The sequence below is a fragment of the Pseudomonas lopnurensis genome, from assembly GCF_015070855.1.
In the GTDB taxonomy this organism is placed as follows: domain Bacteria; phylum Pseudomonadota; class Gammaproteobacteria; order Pseudomonadales; family Pseudomonadaceae; genus Stutzerimonas; species Stutzerimonas lopnurensis.
The window spans coordinates 1-19235 of record NZ_JADDIX010000031.1 but is presented as its reverse complement, the minus strand read 5'-3'; the positions used below and the strand labels follow the sequence as shown (position 1 = coordinate 19235).

13 protein-coding genes are annotated in these 19235 nt (G+C 65.4%); 2 read left to right on the top strand and 11 right to left on the bottom strand.

Translation table 11 applies throughout. The features are described from left to right. The 6 genes from IN820_RS06435 to IN820_RS06410 form a co-directional block, all read right to left on the bottom strand. Positions 1-165 carry a hypothetical protein gene (locus tag IN820_RS06435; protein WP_193680181.1) on the bottom strand — a complete coding sequence of 55 codons (165 nt, stop codon included), beginning with the start codon at positions 163-165 and terminating at the stop codon, positions 1-3. Between the two features lie 312 nt (positions 166-477). Continuing rightward, positions 478-777 carry a nucleotidyltransferase family protein gene (locus IN820_RS06430; RefSeq protein WP_207793521.1) on the bottom strand — a complete coding sequence of 100 codons (300 nt, stop codon included), beginning with the start codon at positions 775-777 and terminating at the stop codon, positions 478-480. A gap of 214 nt (positions 778-991) precedes the next feature. Continuing rightward, positions 992-1456, bottom strand: a complete 465-nt coding sequence (locus IN820_RS06425) for an anti-virulence regulator CigR family protein (RefSeq protein WP_193680180.1) — start codon at positions 1454-1456, stop codon at positions 992-994. 48 nt (positions 1457-1504) lie between these two features. Continuing rightward, positions 1505-2905, bottom strand: coding sequence for an efflux transporter outer membrane subunit (locus IN820_RS06420; protein WP_193680179.1), 1401 nt, complete (start codon positions 2903-2905; stop codon positions 1505-1507). Beyond that, the gene (locus IN820_RS06415; protein WP_193680178.1) at positions 2902-6036 is read right to left on the bottom strand and encodes an efflux RND transporter permease subunit; all 3135 of its coding nucleotides are present in this window, start codon (positions 6034-6036) and stop codon (positions 2902-2904) included. Before IN820_RS06415 ends, IN820_RS06420 begins: the two co-directional genes overlap by 4 nt. A 10-nt stretch (positions 6037-6046) precedes the next feature. Further along, positions 6047-7231, bottom strand: coding sequence for an efflux RND transporter periplasmic adaptor subunit (locus IN820_RS06410; RefSeq protein WP_193680177.1), 1185 nt, complete (start codon positions 7229-7231; stop codon positions 6047-6049). Positions 7232-7393: 162 nt separating this feature from the next. Here IN820_RS06410 and IN820_RS06405 point away from each other — a divergent pair, with 162 nt between their 5' ends. Together IN820_RS06405 and IN820_RS06400 are read left to right on the top strand one after the other, a co-directional pair. Next, entirely contained in the window at positions 7394-8779 is a 1386-nt protein-coding gene (locus tag IN820_RS06405; RefSeq protein WP_193680176.1) for an ATP-binding protein, read from the top strand. Further along, a complete protein-coding gene (locus tag IN820_RS06400) occupies positions 8779-9459 on the top strand; it encodes a response regulator (protein WP_193680175.1) in 681 nt (226 codons plus the stop codon). Before IN820_RS06405 ends, IN820_RS06400 begins: the two co-directional genes overlap by 1 nt. Positions 9460-9573: 114 nt before the next feature. Here IN820_RS06400 and IN820_RS06395 read toward each other — a convergent pair whose 3' ends face one another. From IN820_RS06395 to IN820_RS06375, 5 genes are all read right to left on the bottom strand, one after another. Continuing rightward, entirely contained in the window at positions 9574-13677 is a 4104-nt protein-coding gene (locus tag IN820_RS06395; protein ID WP_193680174.1) for a DEAD/DEAH box helicase, read from the bottom strand. 111 nt (positions 13678-13788) lie between these two features. After that, positions 13789-15627, bottom strand: a complete 1839-nt coding sequence (gene ilvD, locus IN820_RS06390) for a dihydroxy-acid dehydratase (protein ID WP_193680173.1) — start codon at positions 15625-15627, stop codon at positions 13789-13791. A 262-nt stretch (positions 15628-15889) separates the two neighbouring features. After that, entirely contained in the window at positions 15890-17032 is a 1143-nt protein-coding gene (locus IN820_RS06385) for a ShlB/FhaC/HecB family hemolysin secretion/activation protein (RefSeq protein ID WP_193680172.1), read from the bottom strand. A gap of 265 nt (positions 17033-17297) precedes the next feature. After that, complete coding sequence (locus IN820_RS06380; RefSeq protein ID WP_193680171.1) at positions 17298-18950, bottom strand: ShlB/FhaC/HecB family hemolysin secretion/activation protein; 1653 nt, start codon at positions 18948-18950, stop codon at positions 17298-17300. A gap of 3 nt (positions 18951-18953) precedes the next feature. Beyond that, on the bottom strand, positions 18954-19235 hold a 282-nt coding region (locus tag IN820_RS06375; protein WP_193680170.1), incomplete at its 5' end, for a hypothetical protein.

Here is a 19235-nt window from a genome sequence, read left to right as displayed (position 1 = left end):
TCAGGCTCCCGTTTGTGCCGCAGGCTGCTGGACAGACTCCAGCAGCGGGGTGACGCGGATGCGGCCGGTGAGCAGGCCGTTCATCAGGCCGATTTTCATGCTCTGGAGTTTGCGGAGTTCGGCTTCATCAGCAAGCACTTTGGCTTCATAAGCGGCGAGGGGCATTGCGGAGTCCCTTGGGGCACCCGATGCGGGTGCCTGTCCTGATGGCGTAAATGCCGGCAATTCTACCCCATGCCAGGGTTCGGCCAGTTCCCGGTTGGCTGTGAAAATTGCGGATATCGAGACGTTTCAATTATCGACTTCGTGAGTCTTCGCAGTTTGCCGATTCGGCAGAAAAACCCAAGAACAATAAAAAGCCCATCGATGATGGGCTATCGGGAGTGACCAATCATGTTCATTTGTGCATGTTCCCTTTTTGGTCAGGCGGGAGGGCTGGGCTGGCTCAGCGTCATCAAAGCTGCTGCCATTGCTTGCTCATAACTCGACGGCTTCATCGATGACGGAATCGCGCAAGTATCGGTTCAGCTCATGTTCCGGCACCGGGCTGATATTGCGTTCGCACAGTTTGGCAAGACCTTCCGCCAGCGGTAGTCGTTGAGCGAACAGATCGTAGCCCTGCTCGAAGTCGACCAGGAAATCGATATCGCTGTCCGGCCTTTTCTCTCCCCTGGCCGCCGAGCCGAATACGCGGATTCGCCGTGCCCCGTATTGTTTGCCCAGGGTGTTGATGGCTTCTCTGTTCGGTCGCCCGCAGTTGATCCCGCAGCATGACACGCGCCTTGCCCTTGGCAGCGGGATTGCGGGTTCGCCCGAGGCTACGAGCAATCCTCGACGATGGCAACGAGGCGTCGCTTCTGAGGCGATGGCTTCCAGGCTCCGGTGCGGGAGCCGGAAGCCATGGCGCTGCGATAGTGGGCGAGTCGGAGTCTGCGGCGGAGGCTCGGCGGACAAGGCTGTGCCGAGCCGACGGCTTCCATGCGGCGTCACGTCAGTTCAGCACCCCCTGCAAAATGGTGTAGACGATGCCGGTGGTGACGGCGACCAACACGATATCGCTGCCGACCCGGCGCCACTCGTAGCCCTGGTAGCTCGGCAAACCGTTCAGCGCCTTGGCATCCAGTCGCTTGCCATAACCCTGCGGCAGCGGCTTGCCTTTCTGGATATTGACGCCAGCCGGAATTGCCGGACCCCGGCCGATCTGCGCACGGCGCTCATGGAAGGCCTGGTGTACCGAGGAAAAGTCCTTCGGCGGTTGCTGCGCATGATTCGTCGCCGTGTTCTTTTGCGGCGTTTGCCCGGACCTGCCCTGGCTTTCACTCCGGCTCTGCTGTTTGCCGCCACCCTGAGCACCTCGCTCCTGGTGCGCTTCGGCGGGGGGCTGCGGTGCCGCCGACAGCAGCGGGCTGCCGAACAACAAGGCGATGCTCAAGCCGACGATAAGGGTTCTGTTCATTGCACTATTCCTCTTGGGTCAAGAATGATGGGAACCGCTGTGGCCCCGTTATTCGGCGATACCACCGCCCAGCACCCGATACAGGCCGATGCGGTTGCTCTGTTCGGTGAGCCGCAGGCTGATCAGGCTCTGCCGCGCCGCATACAGCTCGCGCTGGGAGTCGAGCGCGTCGAGGTAGCTGCTGGCGCCGTTGCGGTACAGCGCGTCGGCCAGCCGGTAGCTCTTGTCCGTGGCGTCGACCAGGGCCTGCTGGGCCTCCATACGCTGGCGCAGCGTGCCGCGCTCGGCCAGCACATCGGCCACCTCGCGGAAGGCGCTCTGCAACGTCTGCTCGTAGGTGGCCAGTTGAATGTCGCGCTCGCGTTCGGCGGCCTTCAGGTTGGCGCGGTTGGCACCGGCGTCGAAGATCGGCAGGCTGACGCTCGGGGCGAAGCTCCAGGCGCCGCTGCCGCCCTTGAACAGCCCGCTCAGGGCCGCACTGCTGGTACCGGCGCTGGCGGTCAGGCTGATACTGGGGAAGAAGTCCGCGCGGGCGGCGCCGATATCGACATTGGCTGCTTTGAGGGCGTGCTCGGCAGCCAGTACGTCGGGGCGCTGCTGCAGCAGGCTGGAAGGCAGGCCGGCGGGGATTTCCAGCAGCTCGGCGCTGCTTTGCGTCAGCCCGGCGGGCAACAGGTCCTCGCTCGGGCTGGCACCCACCAGCAGGTTGAGGGTGTTGATGTCCTGCTGCACCTGGCTCTGGTAGGCCGCCACGTCGACCCGTGCCGACTCCACCGTACTTTGCGCCTGGGCCAGGGCCAGGCCCGAGGTGTTGCCCAGCACATGGCTGCGCTGGAGCAGCTGGTAGCTGGCCTGCTGGCTGGTCAGCGTTTCTTCGGCCAGCCGGAGCAGGTCGCGATCGGCGGCCAGGGTCAGCCAGGCATTGGCCACCTCCGCCAGCAGGCTGATCCGCGTGCTGCGACCGGTTTGCTCCAGCGCCAGGTAGTCTTCCAGGGCCGCCTCGCTGAGATTACGGATGCGCCCGAACAGGTCCAGCTCGTAGCCACTCAGGCCCAGCTCGGCGCTGTACTGGTGGCTGGTGCTGGCGCCGCCGGTGCTGCTGCTCAGGCTGGCTGGGGTGCGGTCGTGACTGCCGCTGGCACCGGCATTCAGCGTCGGCAGTCGCTCGGCGCGCTGTACCCGGTACAGCGCGCGGGCCTTCTCCACGTTGAGGATGGCCACGCGCAGGTCGCGGTTGTTGGCCAAGGCCTGGTCGATGACCTGGCGCAGGCGCGCATCGAGAAAGAAATCCTGCCAGGCGATATCCACTGTGGTACGGCCCTGCTCGGCGCTGGTCGGCCACTGGCTGGGAATCGGCGCCTGCGGTTGTTGGTAGTCGGGTGCCAGGTTGACGCAGCCGGCCAGCAGCAGGGCCGGCAGCAGCAGGGGCAGGCGAGACGGACGGATCATGCTTCTACTCCTGCGCCAGTGACGGCCGGTGCGCGAGGGGCGGCCAGGCGGCGCACCAGAACGAAGAACAGCGGGACGAAGAAAATACCCAGCACGGTGGCGCTGAACATGCCGCCGAGTACCCCGGTGCCGATGGCCCGGCGCCCGCCGGCACCGGCGCCGCTGCTGAGTGCCAGTGGCAGCACGCCGAACATGAAGGCCAGCGAGGTCATCAGAATCGGCCGTAGGCGCTGGCGGCAGGCTTCCAGGGCGGCGCTGGCCAGATCCTGGCCCTGCTCCTGCAACTGCTTGGCGAACTCGACGATGAGGATGGCGTTCTTCGCCGCCAGACCGACGGTGGTGAGCAGACCGACCTGGAAGTACACGTCGTTGTTCTGTCCGGCCAGGCCACTGCCGAGCACCGCACCGACCACCCCGAGCGGTACCACCAGCATCACCGCGAAGGGCACCGACCAGCTCTCGTACAGCGCCGCCAGGCAGAGAAACACGAACAGAATGGATACCGCGTAGAGCTGCGGCGCCTGCGAGCCGGACAAGCGCTCCTGATAGGACTGCCCGGACCACTCGTAGCCGATTCCGGACGGCAGCTGGGCGACCAGCCGCTCGACCTCGTCCATCGCCTCGCCCGAGCTGATACCGTCGGCAGGGTCGCCGACCAGTTCCAGCGAGGCGTTGCCGTTGTAGCGCTCCAGCAGCGGTGAACCATAGTCCCAGCCACTGCTGGCGATGGCGCTGAAAGGCACCATTTCGTCGACGTCGTTGCGCACGTACCAGCGGCCGATGTCTTCGGGCTGCATGCGGCTATCGGCTTCGCCCTGGACATAGACCTTCTTCACCCGCCCGTTATAGACGAAATCATTGACGTAGCTGCCGCCCATGGCGGTGCCCAGGGTGGTGTTGATGTCGTTGGGGGCCAGGCCGTAAGCGCCGGCCTTGCGATCGTCGATGGCAACCTGAAATTCGGGGGTATCCTCCAGGCCGTTGCTGCGCACGCCCACCAGCTTGTCGTTCTGCGCGGCCAGGGCGAGAAACTGATCGCGGGCGGCCATCAGTGCGTCGTGGCCGACGCCGCCGACGTCCTTGAGCTGCAGGTTGAAGCCGGAGCTTTCGCCCAGGCCGCGAATGGCCGGCGGCTGCATCACGAAGATGCTCGCATCGCGCAGCGACGACAGCTCGCCGGTGGCCCGCCGGGCCAGACTGACAGCGCTCTGCTCGGCACCTTCGCGCAGGCCCCAGTCCTTCAGTTTGATGAAGGCGCGGCCGGAGTTCTGCGCGTTGCCGCCCATCCCCAGGCCGGTGATGGTCACCAGTGAATCCACCTCCGGCTGGGCACGCATGTAGTCGATGAACTGCTGGGTGGCGGTCTGCGTGCGCTCGTCGGTGGCGCCCACCGGCAGCTGGATCATGGCCATCAACATGCCCTGATCCTCATCGGGCAGGAAGGAGCCGGGCAGGTGCGCATAGCCAACTGCCAGCGCCGCCAGGATCAGTGCGTAAAGCGCCAGCATGCGCGATCCGCGGCGCAGTACGCCGGCAACGCCGCGCTGGTAACGTGCCGCACTGCGTTCGAAGGTGCGGTTGAACCAGCCGAAGAAGCCTCGCGCCTCATGTGTTTCTCCCTTGGCGACGGGTTTGAGCAGGGTCGCGCACAGCGCCGGGCTGAGGCTCATGGCCACCAGCACCGAGAGCAGCATGGCGCTGACGATGGTCACCGAGAACTGCCGATAGATCGCCCCGGTGGAGCCGCCGAAGAAGGCCATGGGAATGAACACCGCCGACAGCACCAGGGCGATGCCCACCAGCGCGCCGCTGATTTCGCCCATCGACTGGCGCGTGGCCTCCAGCGGCGACAGACCTTCCTCGGCCATCACCCGCTCGACGTTCTCCACCACGACGATGGCATCGTCCACCAGCAGGCCGATGGCCAGGACCATGGCGAACATGCTCAGGGTGTTGATAGAGTAGCCGAACAGCGCCAGCACGCCGAAGGTACCGAGCAGCACCACCGGCACGGTGATGGCGGGAATCAGGGTGGCGCGCCAGTTCTGCAGGAACAGGTACATGATCAGCACCACCAGCACGGTGGCCTCGAACAGCGCCTGCACCACCTCCTCGATCGACAGGCTGACGAAGGGCGTGGTGTCGTAGGGAATGGCCGTTTCCAGCTGCATGTCGGCGGGGAAATTGGCCTCCAGCTCGGCGAGTTTGAGCTTGACCGCCTGCGCGACATCCAGCGCGTTGGCGCCGGTGGCCAGCTTGATACCCATGGCCGCCGAAGGCTTGCCGTTGAGCGCGGTGACCACATCGTAGCTTTCGTTGCCCAGCTCGACCCGGGCCACGTCGGAAAGCAGCACCAGCGAGCCGTCGCTGTCGCTCTTGAGCACGATGTCGCGGAACTGCTGCACCGTCTGCAGCTTGCTGCGCGCGCTGATGGTGGCGTTGAGCTGCTGCCCGGCCACCGCCGGCAGGGCGCCGAGCTGGCCGGCGGACACCTCGGTGTTCTGTGCTTCCAGTGCGCTGCTGATGTCGGATGGCATCAGCGCGTACTGCTCCAGCCTGGCCGGATCGAGCCAGATGCGCATGGCATAGCCCGAACCGAGGGTCTGTACCTCGCCGACACCGTCGACGCGGCTGACCTGGTCGAGCAGCTGGCTGTCGATGAAATCGCCGATATCGGTGTTGGTCACGCTCGGATTGCTCGACTGGAAGGCGACGATCATCAGGAAGTCGCCGCCGCCCTTGGTCACCGTGATGCCCTGGTTCTGCACCGCCTGCGGCAGGCGTGACTCGGCCTGCTGCAACTTGTTCTGCACCTGCATCTGCGCCACGTCGGCGTCGGTGCCGGTGGCGAACGTCAGGCTGATACTGGCGCTGCCGGCCGAGCTGCTGCTGGCGGACATGTACACCAGGCCATCGAGGCCCTTCATCTGTTGCTCGATCACCTGGGTCACCGAGTCTTCGATGGTCTTGGCCGAGGCGCCGGTGTAGGTGGCGGAGATGTTGATGGTCGGTGGAGCGATATCCGGATACTGCTCCAGCGGCAATTGGCTGATCGACAGGGCACCGCCGAGCATGATGACGATGGCGATGACCCAGGCGAAGATCGGCCGGTCGATGAAGAAACGTGCCATGGAATCGTCCTCAGTGTACCGCGTTGACGGCCAGGTCGGCCGCTTGCTCATCGGCCGGGGCGATGGCCAGGCTGTGTACGGCATCGCCGACGCGCACCTTCTGCCCACCCTCGACGATGACCTGCTCGCCGGCAGCGAGCCCGGAGCCCACCCACCACTGGTTGCCGACGCTGCGACCGACCACGATCTGGCGCTGCTCGACCTTGCCGTCCACCACCAGCAGCACGCTGGTGGCGCCGCTGTGGCTGCGGGTCACGGCGCGCTGCGGCACCAGCAGCGCCTGCTCGTCCACCGCTTCTTCCAGCACCGCACGTACGTACATGCCTGGCAGCAGCAGGCCATCCGGATTGGGCACCACGGCGCGCAGGGTGACGCTGCCGGTGCTCTGCGAGACGCTGGCGCCGCTGAACTGCAGACGTCCGGCGTGGGCGTACTCGCTGCCGTCTTCCAGGCGCAGGACGATGCGCGCCTCGTTGTCGCCGGCTTTGCTCAGGCGCCCCTCGGCCAGTTCGCGCTTGAGACGCAGCACCTCCGCGCTGGTCTGAGTGATGTCGACGTACAGCGGATCGAGTTGCTGCACCGTGGTCAACGCCGTGTCCTGACTGGCGGTGACCAGCGCGCCCGGGGTGACGCTGGAGCTTTCCACACGACCGGCAATCGGCGTCGTGACGCGGGTGTAGGCCAGGTCGATGCGCGCGCTCTTCTCCGCGGCCTGAGCGGCCTGATAGGCGGCCTGGGCGCTCTGCAGGCTGGCCTGGGCATCCTCGTTGTCCTGCTGGCTGATGGCGTCGATCTTGACCAGCTCGGCGTAGCGCGCCGCCTTCAGCCGCGCCGAATCGAGCGCGGCAAGGGCCTCTGCGGTACTGGCGCGGGCCTGGTCGAAGGCGGCCTGATAGGTGGCCGGATCGATCATGTAGAGTACCTCGCCGGCTTCGACCTCGGCGCCTTCGGTAAACAGCCGTTGCTGCACGATGCCACCGACTTGCGGACGGATTTCCGCGGTCAGCCAAGCCTTGGTACGCCCGGGCAGTTCGCTGGTAAGGCGCTGGGCCTGCGGCTGCAGGGTCACGACACCGACCTCGACGACCGCCGGCGCGGCATCGACCTTGGTCGGCGCGCGCAGTGGCAGGCCGGACAGGGCCAGCACCAGAAGCGCCCCGAACAGCGCCAGGCAACCCATGATTTTGCTGAACATGCTGAACATCGTTTTCTCCAACCGGCGTCTATAGGCTGGAGATGCTGCGCAACAAATGTGCAGAGAATTTGGAGATTGCGCAGGAGGCGTTGAACAGGGCGCGGCAGGCGGCCTTAAATAGATGCCCAGTTCCCAGTTCCCAGTTCCCAGTTCGGGCTCTCCATGAAGATCACGCTCTCGCGCAGGCTGTTCCTCGCCGTACTCTGCACCACGCTGTTCGTCGCCCTGGCCATGGCCATGGCCGGGAGCTGGAGCTTCACTCGCGGCTTCATCGGCCATATCAACGAACTGGGCGTGGCGCGCCTCGAATCCATCCATCCACGCTTCGCCCCGGCCTACCGCGAACACGGCAGCTGGGATTTCGTGCGCGACAACCCGGATGCCTGGTTCAACCTGACCCGCCCCAACGACTGGGACCCCGAGAGCAGCACGGTCCGCCAGGCGCCGTTATCCGACCTGACCGGTGCGGTATTTCGCATCGCCTTGCTGGATGCCGAACAGCAGCGGGTCAGAGGCTTGCCCGTGGTTGGTCGGGACGCCGTGCGCTTGCCGATCGTGGTGGATGGCGCCACCGTCGGCTGGCTGACCATGACGCCGTTCCAGAGCGTCACCGAAGCGCTCGGTGAACGCCTGTTCCAGCGTCAGTTGCAAGCCAGCCTGGCTATCGCCGTGCTGGTCCTATTGTTGGCCACGCTGACTGCAGGCTGGGCGACCCGCCGCCTGCTGGCCCCCATGTTGCAGGTAGCGGCGGCGACCCATCGGCTGGCGGCTGGCGACTATGCCGGGCGGGTGCTGGTGCAGTCCGACGACGAGGTGGGGCAACTGGCCCGCGACTTCAATCAGCTGGCGTACACCCTGGAGCGCAACGAACAGATGCGCCGCGAGTTCATGGCCGATATCTCCCATGAACTGCGCACCCCGCTGGCGGTGCTGCGCGGCGAGCTGGAAGCGCTGGAGGACGGGGTACGCAAGCTCGACGGCGACTCGCTGCGCTCGTTGCAGCAGGAAGTCGGCCAGCTCAACCAACTGGTCGACGATCTGCATGAGCTGTCGCTGGCCGATGTCGGTGCACTGACCTACCGCAAGCAACCGCAGGATCTGGTAGAGGTGTTGCAGCAGGCTCTGTCCGGCGCCAGCGCGCGTTGCCAGGAGCAGGGCCTGACCCTGGCGCTGCAGTTGCCGCTGGCAGCCATGCCGGTTATGGCCGATGCCGCGCGTCTGCGCCAGTTGCTCGGCAACCTGCTGGAGAACAGCCTGCGCTACACCAGCGCCGGCGGACAACTGCGCATCCGGCTACAAGAGCAGGACGACCGTATCGTGCTGGACTGGCTCGACTCCGCGCCCGGGGTGGCCGAGACCGACCTGCCGCGTCTGTTCGAGCGTTTCTTCCGTGGCGAAGCCTCGCGCGGCCGCGCCAGTGGCGGCTCGGGACTGGGCCTGGCGATCTGCCGCAGCATCGCCGAGGCCCATGGTGGCAGTCTGCAGGCCCGCCCCTCGCCGCTGGGCGGACTCTGGCTGCAATTGAGCCTGCCGAAGGAGATCCGCTGATGCTGGGCAACGACGAGCTGAGCCCCGCCGACATCCTGGTAGTGGAAGACGAGCCCAAGCTGGCCGCCCTGCTGCGCGACTACCTGCAGGCCGCCGGGCACCGGGTCAGCTGCCTGGACGACGGCCTGGCCGTGGTGCCGGCGGTGCGCCGTGCCGAACCGGCGCTGATCCTGCTCGACATCATGCTGCCCAGCCGCGACGGCCTGGATATCTGCCGCGAGCTGCGCACCTTCAGCGAGGTGCCGATCATGCTGATCACCGCGCGGGTCGAGGAAGTGGACCGCCTGCTGGGGCTGGACCTGGGCGCCGACGACTACATCTGCAAGCCGTTCAGCCCACGCGAGGTAATGGCTCGCGTATGCGCCATCCTGCGCCGTCGCCCGCCGCAGGCCAGCGGCGGTCTGCAGCTGGATGCGGCGACCTATCGGGCCAGCTATGCCGGAGTGGAACTGGACCTGACGCCAGTGGAGTTCCGCCTGCTGCATTGCCTGGCGGCGACGCCGGGGCGGGTGTATTCGCGCGACCAGTTGATGGATCGGCTGTACGACGACCACCGGGTGGTCACCGACCGCACCGTGGACAGCCATGTGAAGAACCTGCGGCGCAAGCTGGAACAGGCGGCGCCGGAGCAGGAGCTGATTCACTCGATCTACGGCGTCGGCTACAAGCTGGAGCTTTAGATACGTCCAGACGATGTCGTAATTCTGTTCAGGCAAACTTTTGGGTTCAGTGGCGCGCCTGGTGGACTGTCTTGGACGTTCGGGGTGAATGGCGGCGTTCACGGCAGCGACATTTCAGGTGGCTGGGGTTCCGCTTTCCCTGAGCAGGGCCAGCAACGCCTCCGCATCCAGCTTGCCGCTGACCTCGCCGCCGTCGAGCAGGCTGTCGGCGAGGTCGCGCTTGCGCCCGTGCAGGGCGACGATCTGCTGTTCGATGGTGCCTTCGGTGACCAACCGGTAGATGGTCACCGGGCGCTGCTGGCCCATGCGGTGGGCGCGGTCGCTGGCCTGGTCCTCCACCGCCGGATTCCACCAGGGATCGAGGTGGATGACGTAGTCGGCGGCGGTCAGATTGAGGCCGCTGCCGCCGGCCTTGAGGCTGATCAGGAACACCTCGCCCTGGCCCGCCTGGAAGGCCTCCACCGCGGCTTGGCGCATCTTGGCCGGGGTCGAGCCGTCGAGGTACTGGTAGGCGATGCCCTGCTGGTCGAGCCAGGTACGGACGATGCCCAGATGGTCGACGAACTGGCTGAACACCAGGGCCTTGTGATGGTTCTCCAGAAGTTCCGTGACGATTTGCTGGAATGCCAGCAGTTTGCTGCTGCTCAAAGACGAGCCTGGCAGTACCAGCGAGGGATGGCAGCAGAAGCGGCGCAGGCGAGTGATCTCTGCCAGTACCTGCAGTGGCTTGCTCTCCTGATCGCCGGCTGCGCTGATCCTTTCCACGGCCTGCTGGCGCAAGGCTTCGTACTGATGAACCTCGTCGTCGGACAGCGGCACGCTGTAGGTGATCTCGGTACGTGCCGGCAACTCGTCGAGCACCTGGTTCTTCAGGCGGCGCAGGATGAACGGCTGGATCAGTTGCTTGAGCGCGCGGCGAGCGCCCGCGTCGCCATTTTCGATGGGATTGGCGAAGCGCGCGGCGAAGCTGTCCTGGCTGCCGAGCAGGCCGGGGTTGATGAAGCGGAACAGGTTCCACAGCTCGCCCAGGTGGTTCTCCAGCGGCGTGCCGGTGGCGACCATGCGGAATTCCACTTGCAGGACCATGGCGGCCTGGGAGCGTTTGGTCTGGGCGTTCTTGATCGCCTGGGCTTCGTCCAGCACCACGCTGGTCCAGCGCACGGCGGCGAAGGCCTCGCTGTCCTGTTGCAGCAGGCCGTAGCTGGTGATCACCAGATCACGCGGGCCCAGGCCGTCGAGGCGGCGCTGTTGGTGATAGTCGTGCAACTGCAGGGTGGGAGCGAAGCGGCGGGCTTCATTGATCCAGTTCAGCGCCACCGAAGTGGGAGCGACCACCAGTTGCGGCCCTTGCTGGGCGCGCAGCAGAAGCAGAGCGAGGGTCTGCACCGTCTTGCCCAGGCCCATGTCGTCGGCCAGGCAGGCACCGACGCCCCATTGCGCCAGGCGCGCCAGCCAGGTGAAGCCTTCGATCTGGTAGTCGCGTAGCTCGGCCTGCAGGGTGCTGGGCACGGCTGGCTGGTAATCACGCAGCGATTGCAGGCGTTGCAGGTGTTGCTGCCATTGCTTGCCGGCCTTGAATTCACCGGCCTCCTCGGCCAGTTCGGCCAGCAGCGGGGTGCTCAACGGGCTCAGGCGCAGGCCCTGATCGCTGATACGTTCGGCCAGGTGGGCGAGTTCGTCGAGGCGCTTGCGCAGGCTGTTGCCGATGGCCAGCCAGTCGTTGTCGCTCAGTTTGATGAAGCGACCGGGGCTGGCCTGCAGCAGCTCCAGCAACTGGCGCAACTGCAGCACCTTGCCGTCGTCCAGGGTAATGCCGCCCTGCAACTGGAACCAGTCGCCCTGCTGCGTGAGGCCGAGTTTCAACTGGCGGATATCGCTATGCCCCTTGATGCGCATGCGCTCGCCTTCGGGCCACACGCACTGCAGCAGTTCGCCGTCGATGGTCTGCAGTTCGCTGAGCACCTGCAGGGCATCCTGGGGCCGGTACAGTTGCCATTCCTGGCCGTCGCTATCGGCATTGGCCAGGCCCGGCCAGACATCCAGCACCTGGTTGAGGCGTTCGCGCTCGGCCTTGAAGTTGCGCACCGCCTGTACGGTGCGGCCTTCATGTTCGCCCAGCAGGCGCCCGCTGCCATGCCCAGGGCGGAACCAGCCGCCATCGGTCAGTGGCCGCACCAGCAGTTGCAGGCGCAGGCCTTCACCGAGGGGCAGCAAGTGCGCATGAATCAGCGGGTTGGCAGGAATCTCCTCGACATGGCTGGCCAGCTCGGGAATGTCCGAGTGGATCGGCAGCAGCGGAGCGATGGCACTGATCGCCTCGATGAGTTGAGCCTTGGCTGACAGCGGAACGCTGAGACCGTCGCCGAGAATTTCGGCAATCTGCCTGACTTCCCGGGTGATCGGGTAGACCAGCATGCGGGTTGGGGTCTGTTTCTCCAGGAACAGCTCGCCGCTGCCGATGCCTTCGGGCTCCAGCTTCAGGTGGATCTGGCCACCGCTCGACTGCAAGTGCAGGCGCGCTTCTCCCGTCTGCAGATCGATGCGGACATCCGGTGCATCGTCCCAGAACAGGGCGGGATGGCCGACCAGCTTCGGCAGTGCCAGGCCCGCAGGTAGCCTGTATTCCTTGCTGTAGTAGACCTGTTCGGTGCGGATCAGCTTGCAGGCCTGGCGGTCCTGTTCGCAGAGAAAGTCCAGTTTATCGGCATCTTCGAGCAGGCGGCTGAGCGCTACCGGGCGTCCCTTGCTCCACTGTCCCTTGGCGCCGAGCTTCTGTTCCCGTGGCTCGATGTGCAGGCCACGGTAGCGGCTCATGTGGATCAGCCAGGCCAGGCGACTGCCCTTCGCAGCCTTGCCGGTGGTGCTTGCTTGCCCGGACTTCAGTCCGGCGAGGGCATTGAGGATGAGTTGCCAGCTTTCCTGGCGTTGGTACAGCCCGACCAGCGGTTGCAGGCCGTGTTCGCCATGGAAATCCGGCAGTTGGCGAGGAATCCCGAATTGCCTGGCGATCAGTGCATCGAACTCGGCGGCGAGCCAGGCGTAACCGTACTGTTCCAGTTGATTACGGCTTGTCTGCAGGATTGTGCACCAGACTCTGCTGCGTGCCTCGGGATCGTCCAGCCAGTATAGCGCCAGGGCATGCAGCAGCCCTTCGAAGCCGCTCAGGGAATCGGGCCGTGACAGCCTGCCCTGGGGTTTGCCGCTTTGCAGCAGCTCCAGTAACTGGGAAAGTGCAGCGTAGGCTCTGCCGTAGTGCTCCTTGATGCCCAGGTTGATGGCCTGCTTGAGCGGCGTGCGCTGTTTCGGATCGTTCTCGGCGATCAGGGCCAGGATATACAAGCCATTGATAACCGGGGGCAGATCGATCTTGCGTTGCTTGGTCTGCTTGCGTACATCTGCCAGCCAGGCGCGCAGCAACCGCAGCACCTCGTTCACCTGGCCCTTCAGCAACAGGTCGATGGTTTCCTGGAGCAGCCCCAGGTTGTGCCGGCCCAACCGCTGCAGGTTCGGCCAGTCTCCGCGCCAGAAGGCCTGTAACAGCAATTGCAGGCACAACCCCGAGTCGACGTTCTGCCCGTCGACCTCCTGCAGGCCCATCCGATAGCTCAGGGTGGCGGGTGTCGTCAGCAGGTTGGCCAATGCCAAGTGATCTTCCAGCAGCAGGCTCCGTACGCCGCGGTCCAGGCGCTGCAGTACGGCTTGCCCGCTGGCATCGGCCTGCAGTTGCTGGACGGGGTGGCTCGTGGCGATATCCTTGATGGAGAGGAGACTATTCATCTGCATGAGGCTGAGCCCCAGATGCTGCGCATCGCCGAGCAGCAGGTCCAGCCACAGCTCCTGCAGGAGCCGAGTCCGGCTGGGCCGTTGCCAGGCATCGGGAGTCGGCAGGTTGTCGCGTAACGCCGCGAGCAGCAGAACATGCTCTGGCTGGGCGAGTAATCGCATCAGCGTCTGGTTGCGAAGCTCGGGCGCGAGGCAGAAAAGCGGCTGGTTGTTTTTTGTCTGCAGCCGTACCAGACCGAGTCGTTGCAGTTCGTCCAGCAGGGCGCCGAGGCCGCCGTTGTCCAGCGCCTTACCGTTTGGCGAACGCACGCCCAGCTTGCGCAGGATGTTGAGCAGCGCATTCTTGCCCTGCCCGGGGTGCAGGGTTACCAGTGCGCAGAGGATGGGCCAAAAATGTGCGGGAAGGCTGTCGATATCGCTGGTGTTTTGGCTCATGGCTGTAGGATGGCGGCCTCATGGATAGGCGCGGCATCCTACCGCAGGCTTCGTCAAACTGAAAAAAGCCCGGCACGGAGGCCGGGCTTGCGGACGCCTGCAAGACTGCGATCAGCCCTCCAGCAGCGCCTTGTTGCGTACCGCACCCTTGTCGGCACTGGTAGCCAGCAGGGCGTAGGCCTTGAGCGCGGTGGTCACCTTGCGCGCGCGCGGAGCGGCGGGTTTCCAGCCCTTCTTGTCCTGCGCGATGCGTCGGTGCGCCAGCTCTTCGTCGGACACCAGCAGGTTGATGCTGCGGTTGGGGATGTCGATCAGCACCTTGTCGCCGTCCTGCACCAGGCCGATGGCGCCGCCCGCCGCCGCTTCCGGCGAGGCATGGCCGATGGACAGGCCGCTGGTGCCGCCGGAGAAGCGGCCGTCGGTGAGCAGCGCGCACTGCTTGCCCAGGCCCTTGGACTTGAGGTACGAGGTCGGGTAGAGCATTTCCTGCATGCCCGGGCCGCCCTTCGGGCCCTCGTAGCGGATGATGACGATGTCGCCGGCCTTCACCTCGTCGCCGAGAATGCCTTTCACCGCAGCGTCCTGGCTTTCGAAAATCTTCGCGCTGCCTTCGAAGACCAGGATCGATTCGTCGACGCCGGCGGTCTTCACCACGCAGCCGTCGAGGGCGATGTTGCCGTACAGCACCGCCAGGCCACCTTCTTTCGAATAGGCGTGCTCCACCGAGCGGATGCAGCCTTCGGCGCGGTCCAGGTCCAGGCTCGGCCAGCGGGTCGCCTGGCTGAACGCGGTCTGGGTCGGGATGCCGGCCGGGCCCGCCTTGAAAAAGGTGTGCACGGCTTCGTCGGTGGTCTGGGTGATGTCCCACTGGGCGATGGCATCGGCCATGCTCGGGCTGTGCACGGTGGCCACGTCGGTGTGCAGCAGGCCGCCGCGGGCCAGCTCGCCGAGGATGCTGAAGATGCCCCCCGCCCTATGGACGTCTTCCATATGGTACTTCTGGATGTTCGGCGCCACCTTGCACAGTTGCGGCACCTTGCGCGACAGCGCGTCGATGGCGCGCAGGTCGAAGTCGACCTCGGCCTCCTGGGCCGCGGCCAACAGGTGCAGGATGGTGTTGGTCGAGCCGCCCATGGCGATGTCCAGGGTCATGGCGTTCTCGAACGCGCGGCGGTTGGCGATGTTGCGCGGCAGCACGGACTCGTCGCCTTCGCCGTAGTAGCGCTGGCACAGCTCGACGGCGATGCGCCCGGCACGCAGGAACAGTTGCTCACGGTCGGCGTGGGTGGCCAGCGTCGAGCCGTTGCCGGGCAATGCAAGGCCCAGGGCTTCGGCCAGGCAATTCATCGAGTTGGCGGTGAACATGCCCGAGCAGCTGCCGCAGGTGGGACAGGCGCTGCGCTCGTATTCGGCGACGGTCTCGTCGGAGCAGCTGTCATCGGCGGCGGCCACCATGGCGTCCACCAGGTCCAGGCCATGGGCGGCCAGCTTGGTCTTGCCGGCTTCCATCGGGCCACCGGAGACGAACACCACCGGGATGTTCAGGCGCAGCGCGGCCATCAGCATGCCGGGGGTGATCTTGTCGCAGTTGCTGATGCAGACGATGGCGTCGGCGCAGTGGGCGTTGACCATGTACTCCACCGAGTCGGCGATGATCTCGCGGCTGGGCAGCGAATAGAGCATGCCGTCGTGGCCCATGGCGATGCCATCGTCCACGGCGATGGTGTTGAATTCCTTGGCCACGCCGCCGGCTTTCTCGATCTCGCGTGCCACCAGTTGGCCCATGTCCTTGAGGTGCACGTGGCCGGGCACGAACTGGGTGAAGGAGTTGGCGATGGCGATGATCGGCTTCTTGAAGTCCTCGTCCTTCATCCCGGTGGCGCGCCAGAGGGCGCGGGCGCCGGCCATGTTGCGGCCGTGGGTGGAGGTTTTCGAGCGGTAATCAGGCATGGCGGTTCCTGCGGCTAATCAGGGAAGCATTGATGTGTGGTGAGCAGTTCGACGGCAGATGGCCGCGATGCAAGATGGCATGGCGCGCGACGGGATCTCCGTCGGCCTGCCCGGGCTCACAGGTCCGCCGAAGGGTGGCTGGCGGAAAATGCCTCGATTCTACGCCGCCCTAGGCGCCAAGGGAAAGGCGGGCAGGCTACGCCTGGGCGTACGGCGTACGTCTCGTATTAGGGTCAATGGTGCCTTCGTGCGGTACCCGGCTTCAGAAGCTGTAGGCCAGCTGTGCCCAAATGCGTGGCTGGCGCTCTGTGTCGCTCTGCGCTGGGTGGTCGCCGACCTTCCAGCCGGCCAGCGCGCTGATGCTCCAGCTGCGATCCGACCATCCTGCGCCAAAGCCCGTTGCACTGAGGCGACGGGGCGCGGTGTCGGTGGCCAGGCCAGGTGTATTCACCCGCGCTTCGCCGTGATCGGCGAAGGCGACCAGTTGCCAACTGTCGCTCAGGGCGTAGCGCAGCTCGGCGCTGGCCAGCCAGCCTCTATCGCCGTATGCGGCGGTCTGGTGGGTGGAGCGCACGCCGAAGACGCCGCCGATATAGAGCTTTTCCGAGTCGTCCAGATTGTCATCGCTCCACTGGCCCTGGGCGCGAAGGTACAGGGCCAGGCGTCCGCCCAGTTGCTGCAGGCGCGCAAGGTCGGCGCGCAGCACATTGAAACGGCCCGCATCGGCCTTGCCAACTAGCGACCAGGGCGAGCCGTCGATATTCAGGCTGCCCTCGCTCCAGCTCAGCGCCAGGGTGGTCGAGGCGTCGTTCAGCAATTGATCACGGGCAGTGGCGGAGAGCGCATAGTTGAGCACGCGCGAGCGTTTTTCACTATCGATGCCGAGCAGGCCAATCTCGTCCTGCAGGCGCTTGTCGTCGAACTGCAGGCGGGCCTTGAGACTGAACGCCTGGTATTGCAGCAGTGGCTGGATGACGAAGACGCTGGCCGTACGGGCCTTGCCCTTGGCGGAGAGTATTTCCAGCTGATCGCCCAGTTCGTAGGACAGGTCCGAGAGGATAACGCCCAGCCGGCTGGCCCAGGGGCCGACGGCCAGGTGGTAAGCGCCCCAGTGGTAATGGCCTTCCTCGGCCGAGCCCATGCTGCGCAGGCTCAGCAGGTCGCTCTGGTCAAGCAGGCCATGGAGATTGATGGCGCTGGCGAGCCGGGCCTGATCGTCGTGGCCGCCGAAGTTGTCCAGCGCCAAGCCGCCACTGATAAAGGGCACGCCGCGCAGATCATCCGGCGGATCGTAGCGGGTGTCGCCCAGCGACAGGCTGCTGCGCGATGGCAGGCCGGAAATTTCCTGAAAGGGCAGCAACTCCGCCGCCGCGTTGGCGAGGCAGGAACCTGCAAGTGCAGACAATGCGAACAACAGGCGGCAAGCCAATCGCATACAAGTCATACCAGGGTAATCGTCGGGTCAGGCTCGGAGCGTACGAGCGCGCAGTGGCGAAGTAGGGTATGGCTTTAGGCCATTGCCATGCAAGCCGAATGGGCCTGATACCTGACGCAGGCGGGCGCAGGGTGGACAGCGCGCTTTTTGTCCACCATTGCGGCCGTGCAGCGGTGGACGGGTAAAGCGTCGTCCACCCTACAGGAGGACGCCCCGAATGGTGGTCCACCGCTGCTTAGAAAAACCGCACCACCTGCGCCCATACCCGTGGGCTGCGCTCGACGTCGCTTTGTGCGTCGGCATTGCCCAGCTTCCAGGCGGCGACGGTGTTGATCTGCCAGCCGTGGGCGGCCCAGCGTGCGCCGATGCCTGCTGCCGAGAGGCTGCGGTGGTTTTCACCGTTGCTCCAGGTGTCTTTGTTCAGGCGTACTTCGCCATGGTCGGCGAAGGTGCTGAGCTGCCAGGCATCGGTCAGCGCGTAACGCAGTTCGAGGTTGGCCAGCCAGCCCTGATCGCCGGACGCCTCACCCTGCGGATACGCGCGCACGCCGTAGGCACCGCCGAGGCTGATCTTCTCCGAGCTGTCCAGGTTGCCGTCGGCCCATTGGCCTTGCAGTTGGCCGTACAGGCTGAAGCGGTCCGTCAGGCGTTGCAGGCGCACCAGGCTCGGGTTGATCTTGTGGAACTGGCCGCGCGTGCCGGCAGTCAGGTCATCGCCGCGTTTGGCCGCAGCACCGTCGATACTCAGGCTGCCCTGGCTCCAGGCCACGGCGAAGCTGTTAACGCCGCCGCCGAGCAGGGTGTCGCGGCTGTTGCCATTGAGCGTCGTGGTGACCACGCGCGAGCGCTTGTCGCTTTTGCTGTCGAACTGGTCGATGTCATCCTTCAGGCGCTTGTCGTCGAACTGCACTTGCGCATACAGGGAGAAATCGCGGCTGCGCACCAGCGGCTGGATGGCATAAGCACTGGTGATACGCGCATTGCCATGGGCATCGAGATCCTCGAAATCCTTGGCCAACTGGTAGTCCATGTCCGAGTACGCCACGCCCACTTGCATGGCCCAGGGGCCAATCGGCAATTGGTAGGCGATGCGCCCGTATTGCTGGTCTTCATCCGAGCCCATGGCGCGCAGCGACAAGCGATCACCCAAGCCCAGCGGGCTGTTGAGGTTGAGCGTGCCGCCCAAACGGTACTCGCCGGTAAAGCGGTTGCCATAGTTATCGGCATCCACCGAGCCGGACAGCAGCGGGCCGGGCAGCACGTCCACCAGCAGGTCGGTGGCCCCGACCGAGGCGCCTGGTTTAAGGGTGGATTTCACCTCCACCCCGGGCGTGTCGGATAGCAACAGCAGGCTGCGTTCCAGTGTCGCGCCGCGCACGGCATCACCGCTCTTGAGGTCGGAAAGAGGCGCGAGTGCCGCGCCAGAAACCCGCGCGCTGTTGTTGAGTGCGACTTCGCCATAACGGCCTTCCATCACCGCGATCTGCACCACGCCGCCGTCGATCTCCTGCGCCGGCACATAAGCACGCGCCAGCGGATAACCGCGCTCGCGGTAGGCCAGGGTGATGCGGTTGGCCGCGGCCTGCAGTTCGCCGAGCGCAACCGTGCGGCCTTGCAGTTCGGCGAGCAGAGGCAGCAGCTCTTCGCTGGCGATGGCGCTGTTGCCCTGCAGGGTGAAGCCGTTGATCGCCAGGCTCGGCCCGCTCTTGTCCATCTTAGTCGAGGGCGCATCCGGCAGGTTCAATTCCAGGCGCTGCTTGCCAGGCAATTGCAGGGGACGCTGGTCGATATTCTGTTGCGACTGCCCGGCATCCGGCAGGGTGGCAGCCATTACGGAGAGCGACAGCAGGGAAACGGCACCGCCGATCAGGGGAAGAACGAAACGCATGAATCAGATTCCTTCTGGCAGGCGGATGCCGTGGTTGATGACCTGCAGATTCAGGCGCTCATCGATTGGGTTGGTGACCAGCATGTCCTGCGTCAGCGCTTCGGGCTCCTGGGCCTGTTGTTTGCTCTCGCTGGAGACGGTTTGGCTGTTGGAGGCCAGTACGCTGACATAAGGTTGGCTGCTGCCGACAAGGCTCGGTTCGACAACTGCTGCAATGATCTGCAAGGCGCCGTCCGTATAGCTGATGGCGTAATTGTCGGCAGTAAGGCCGCTGGCGCTCAGCAC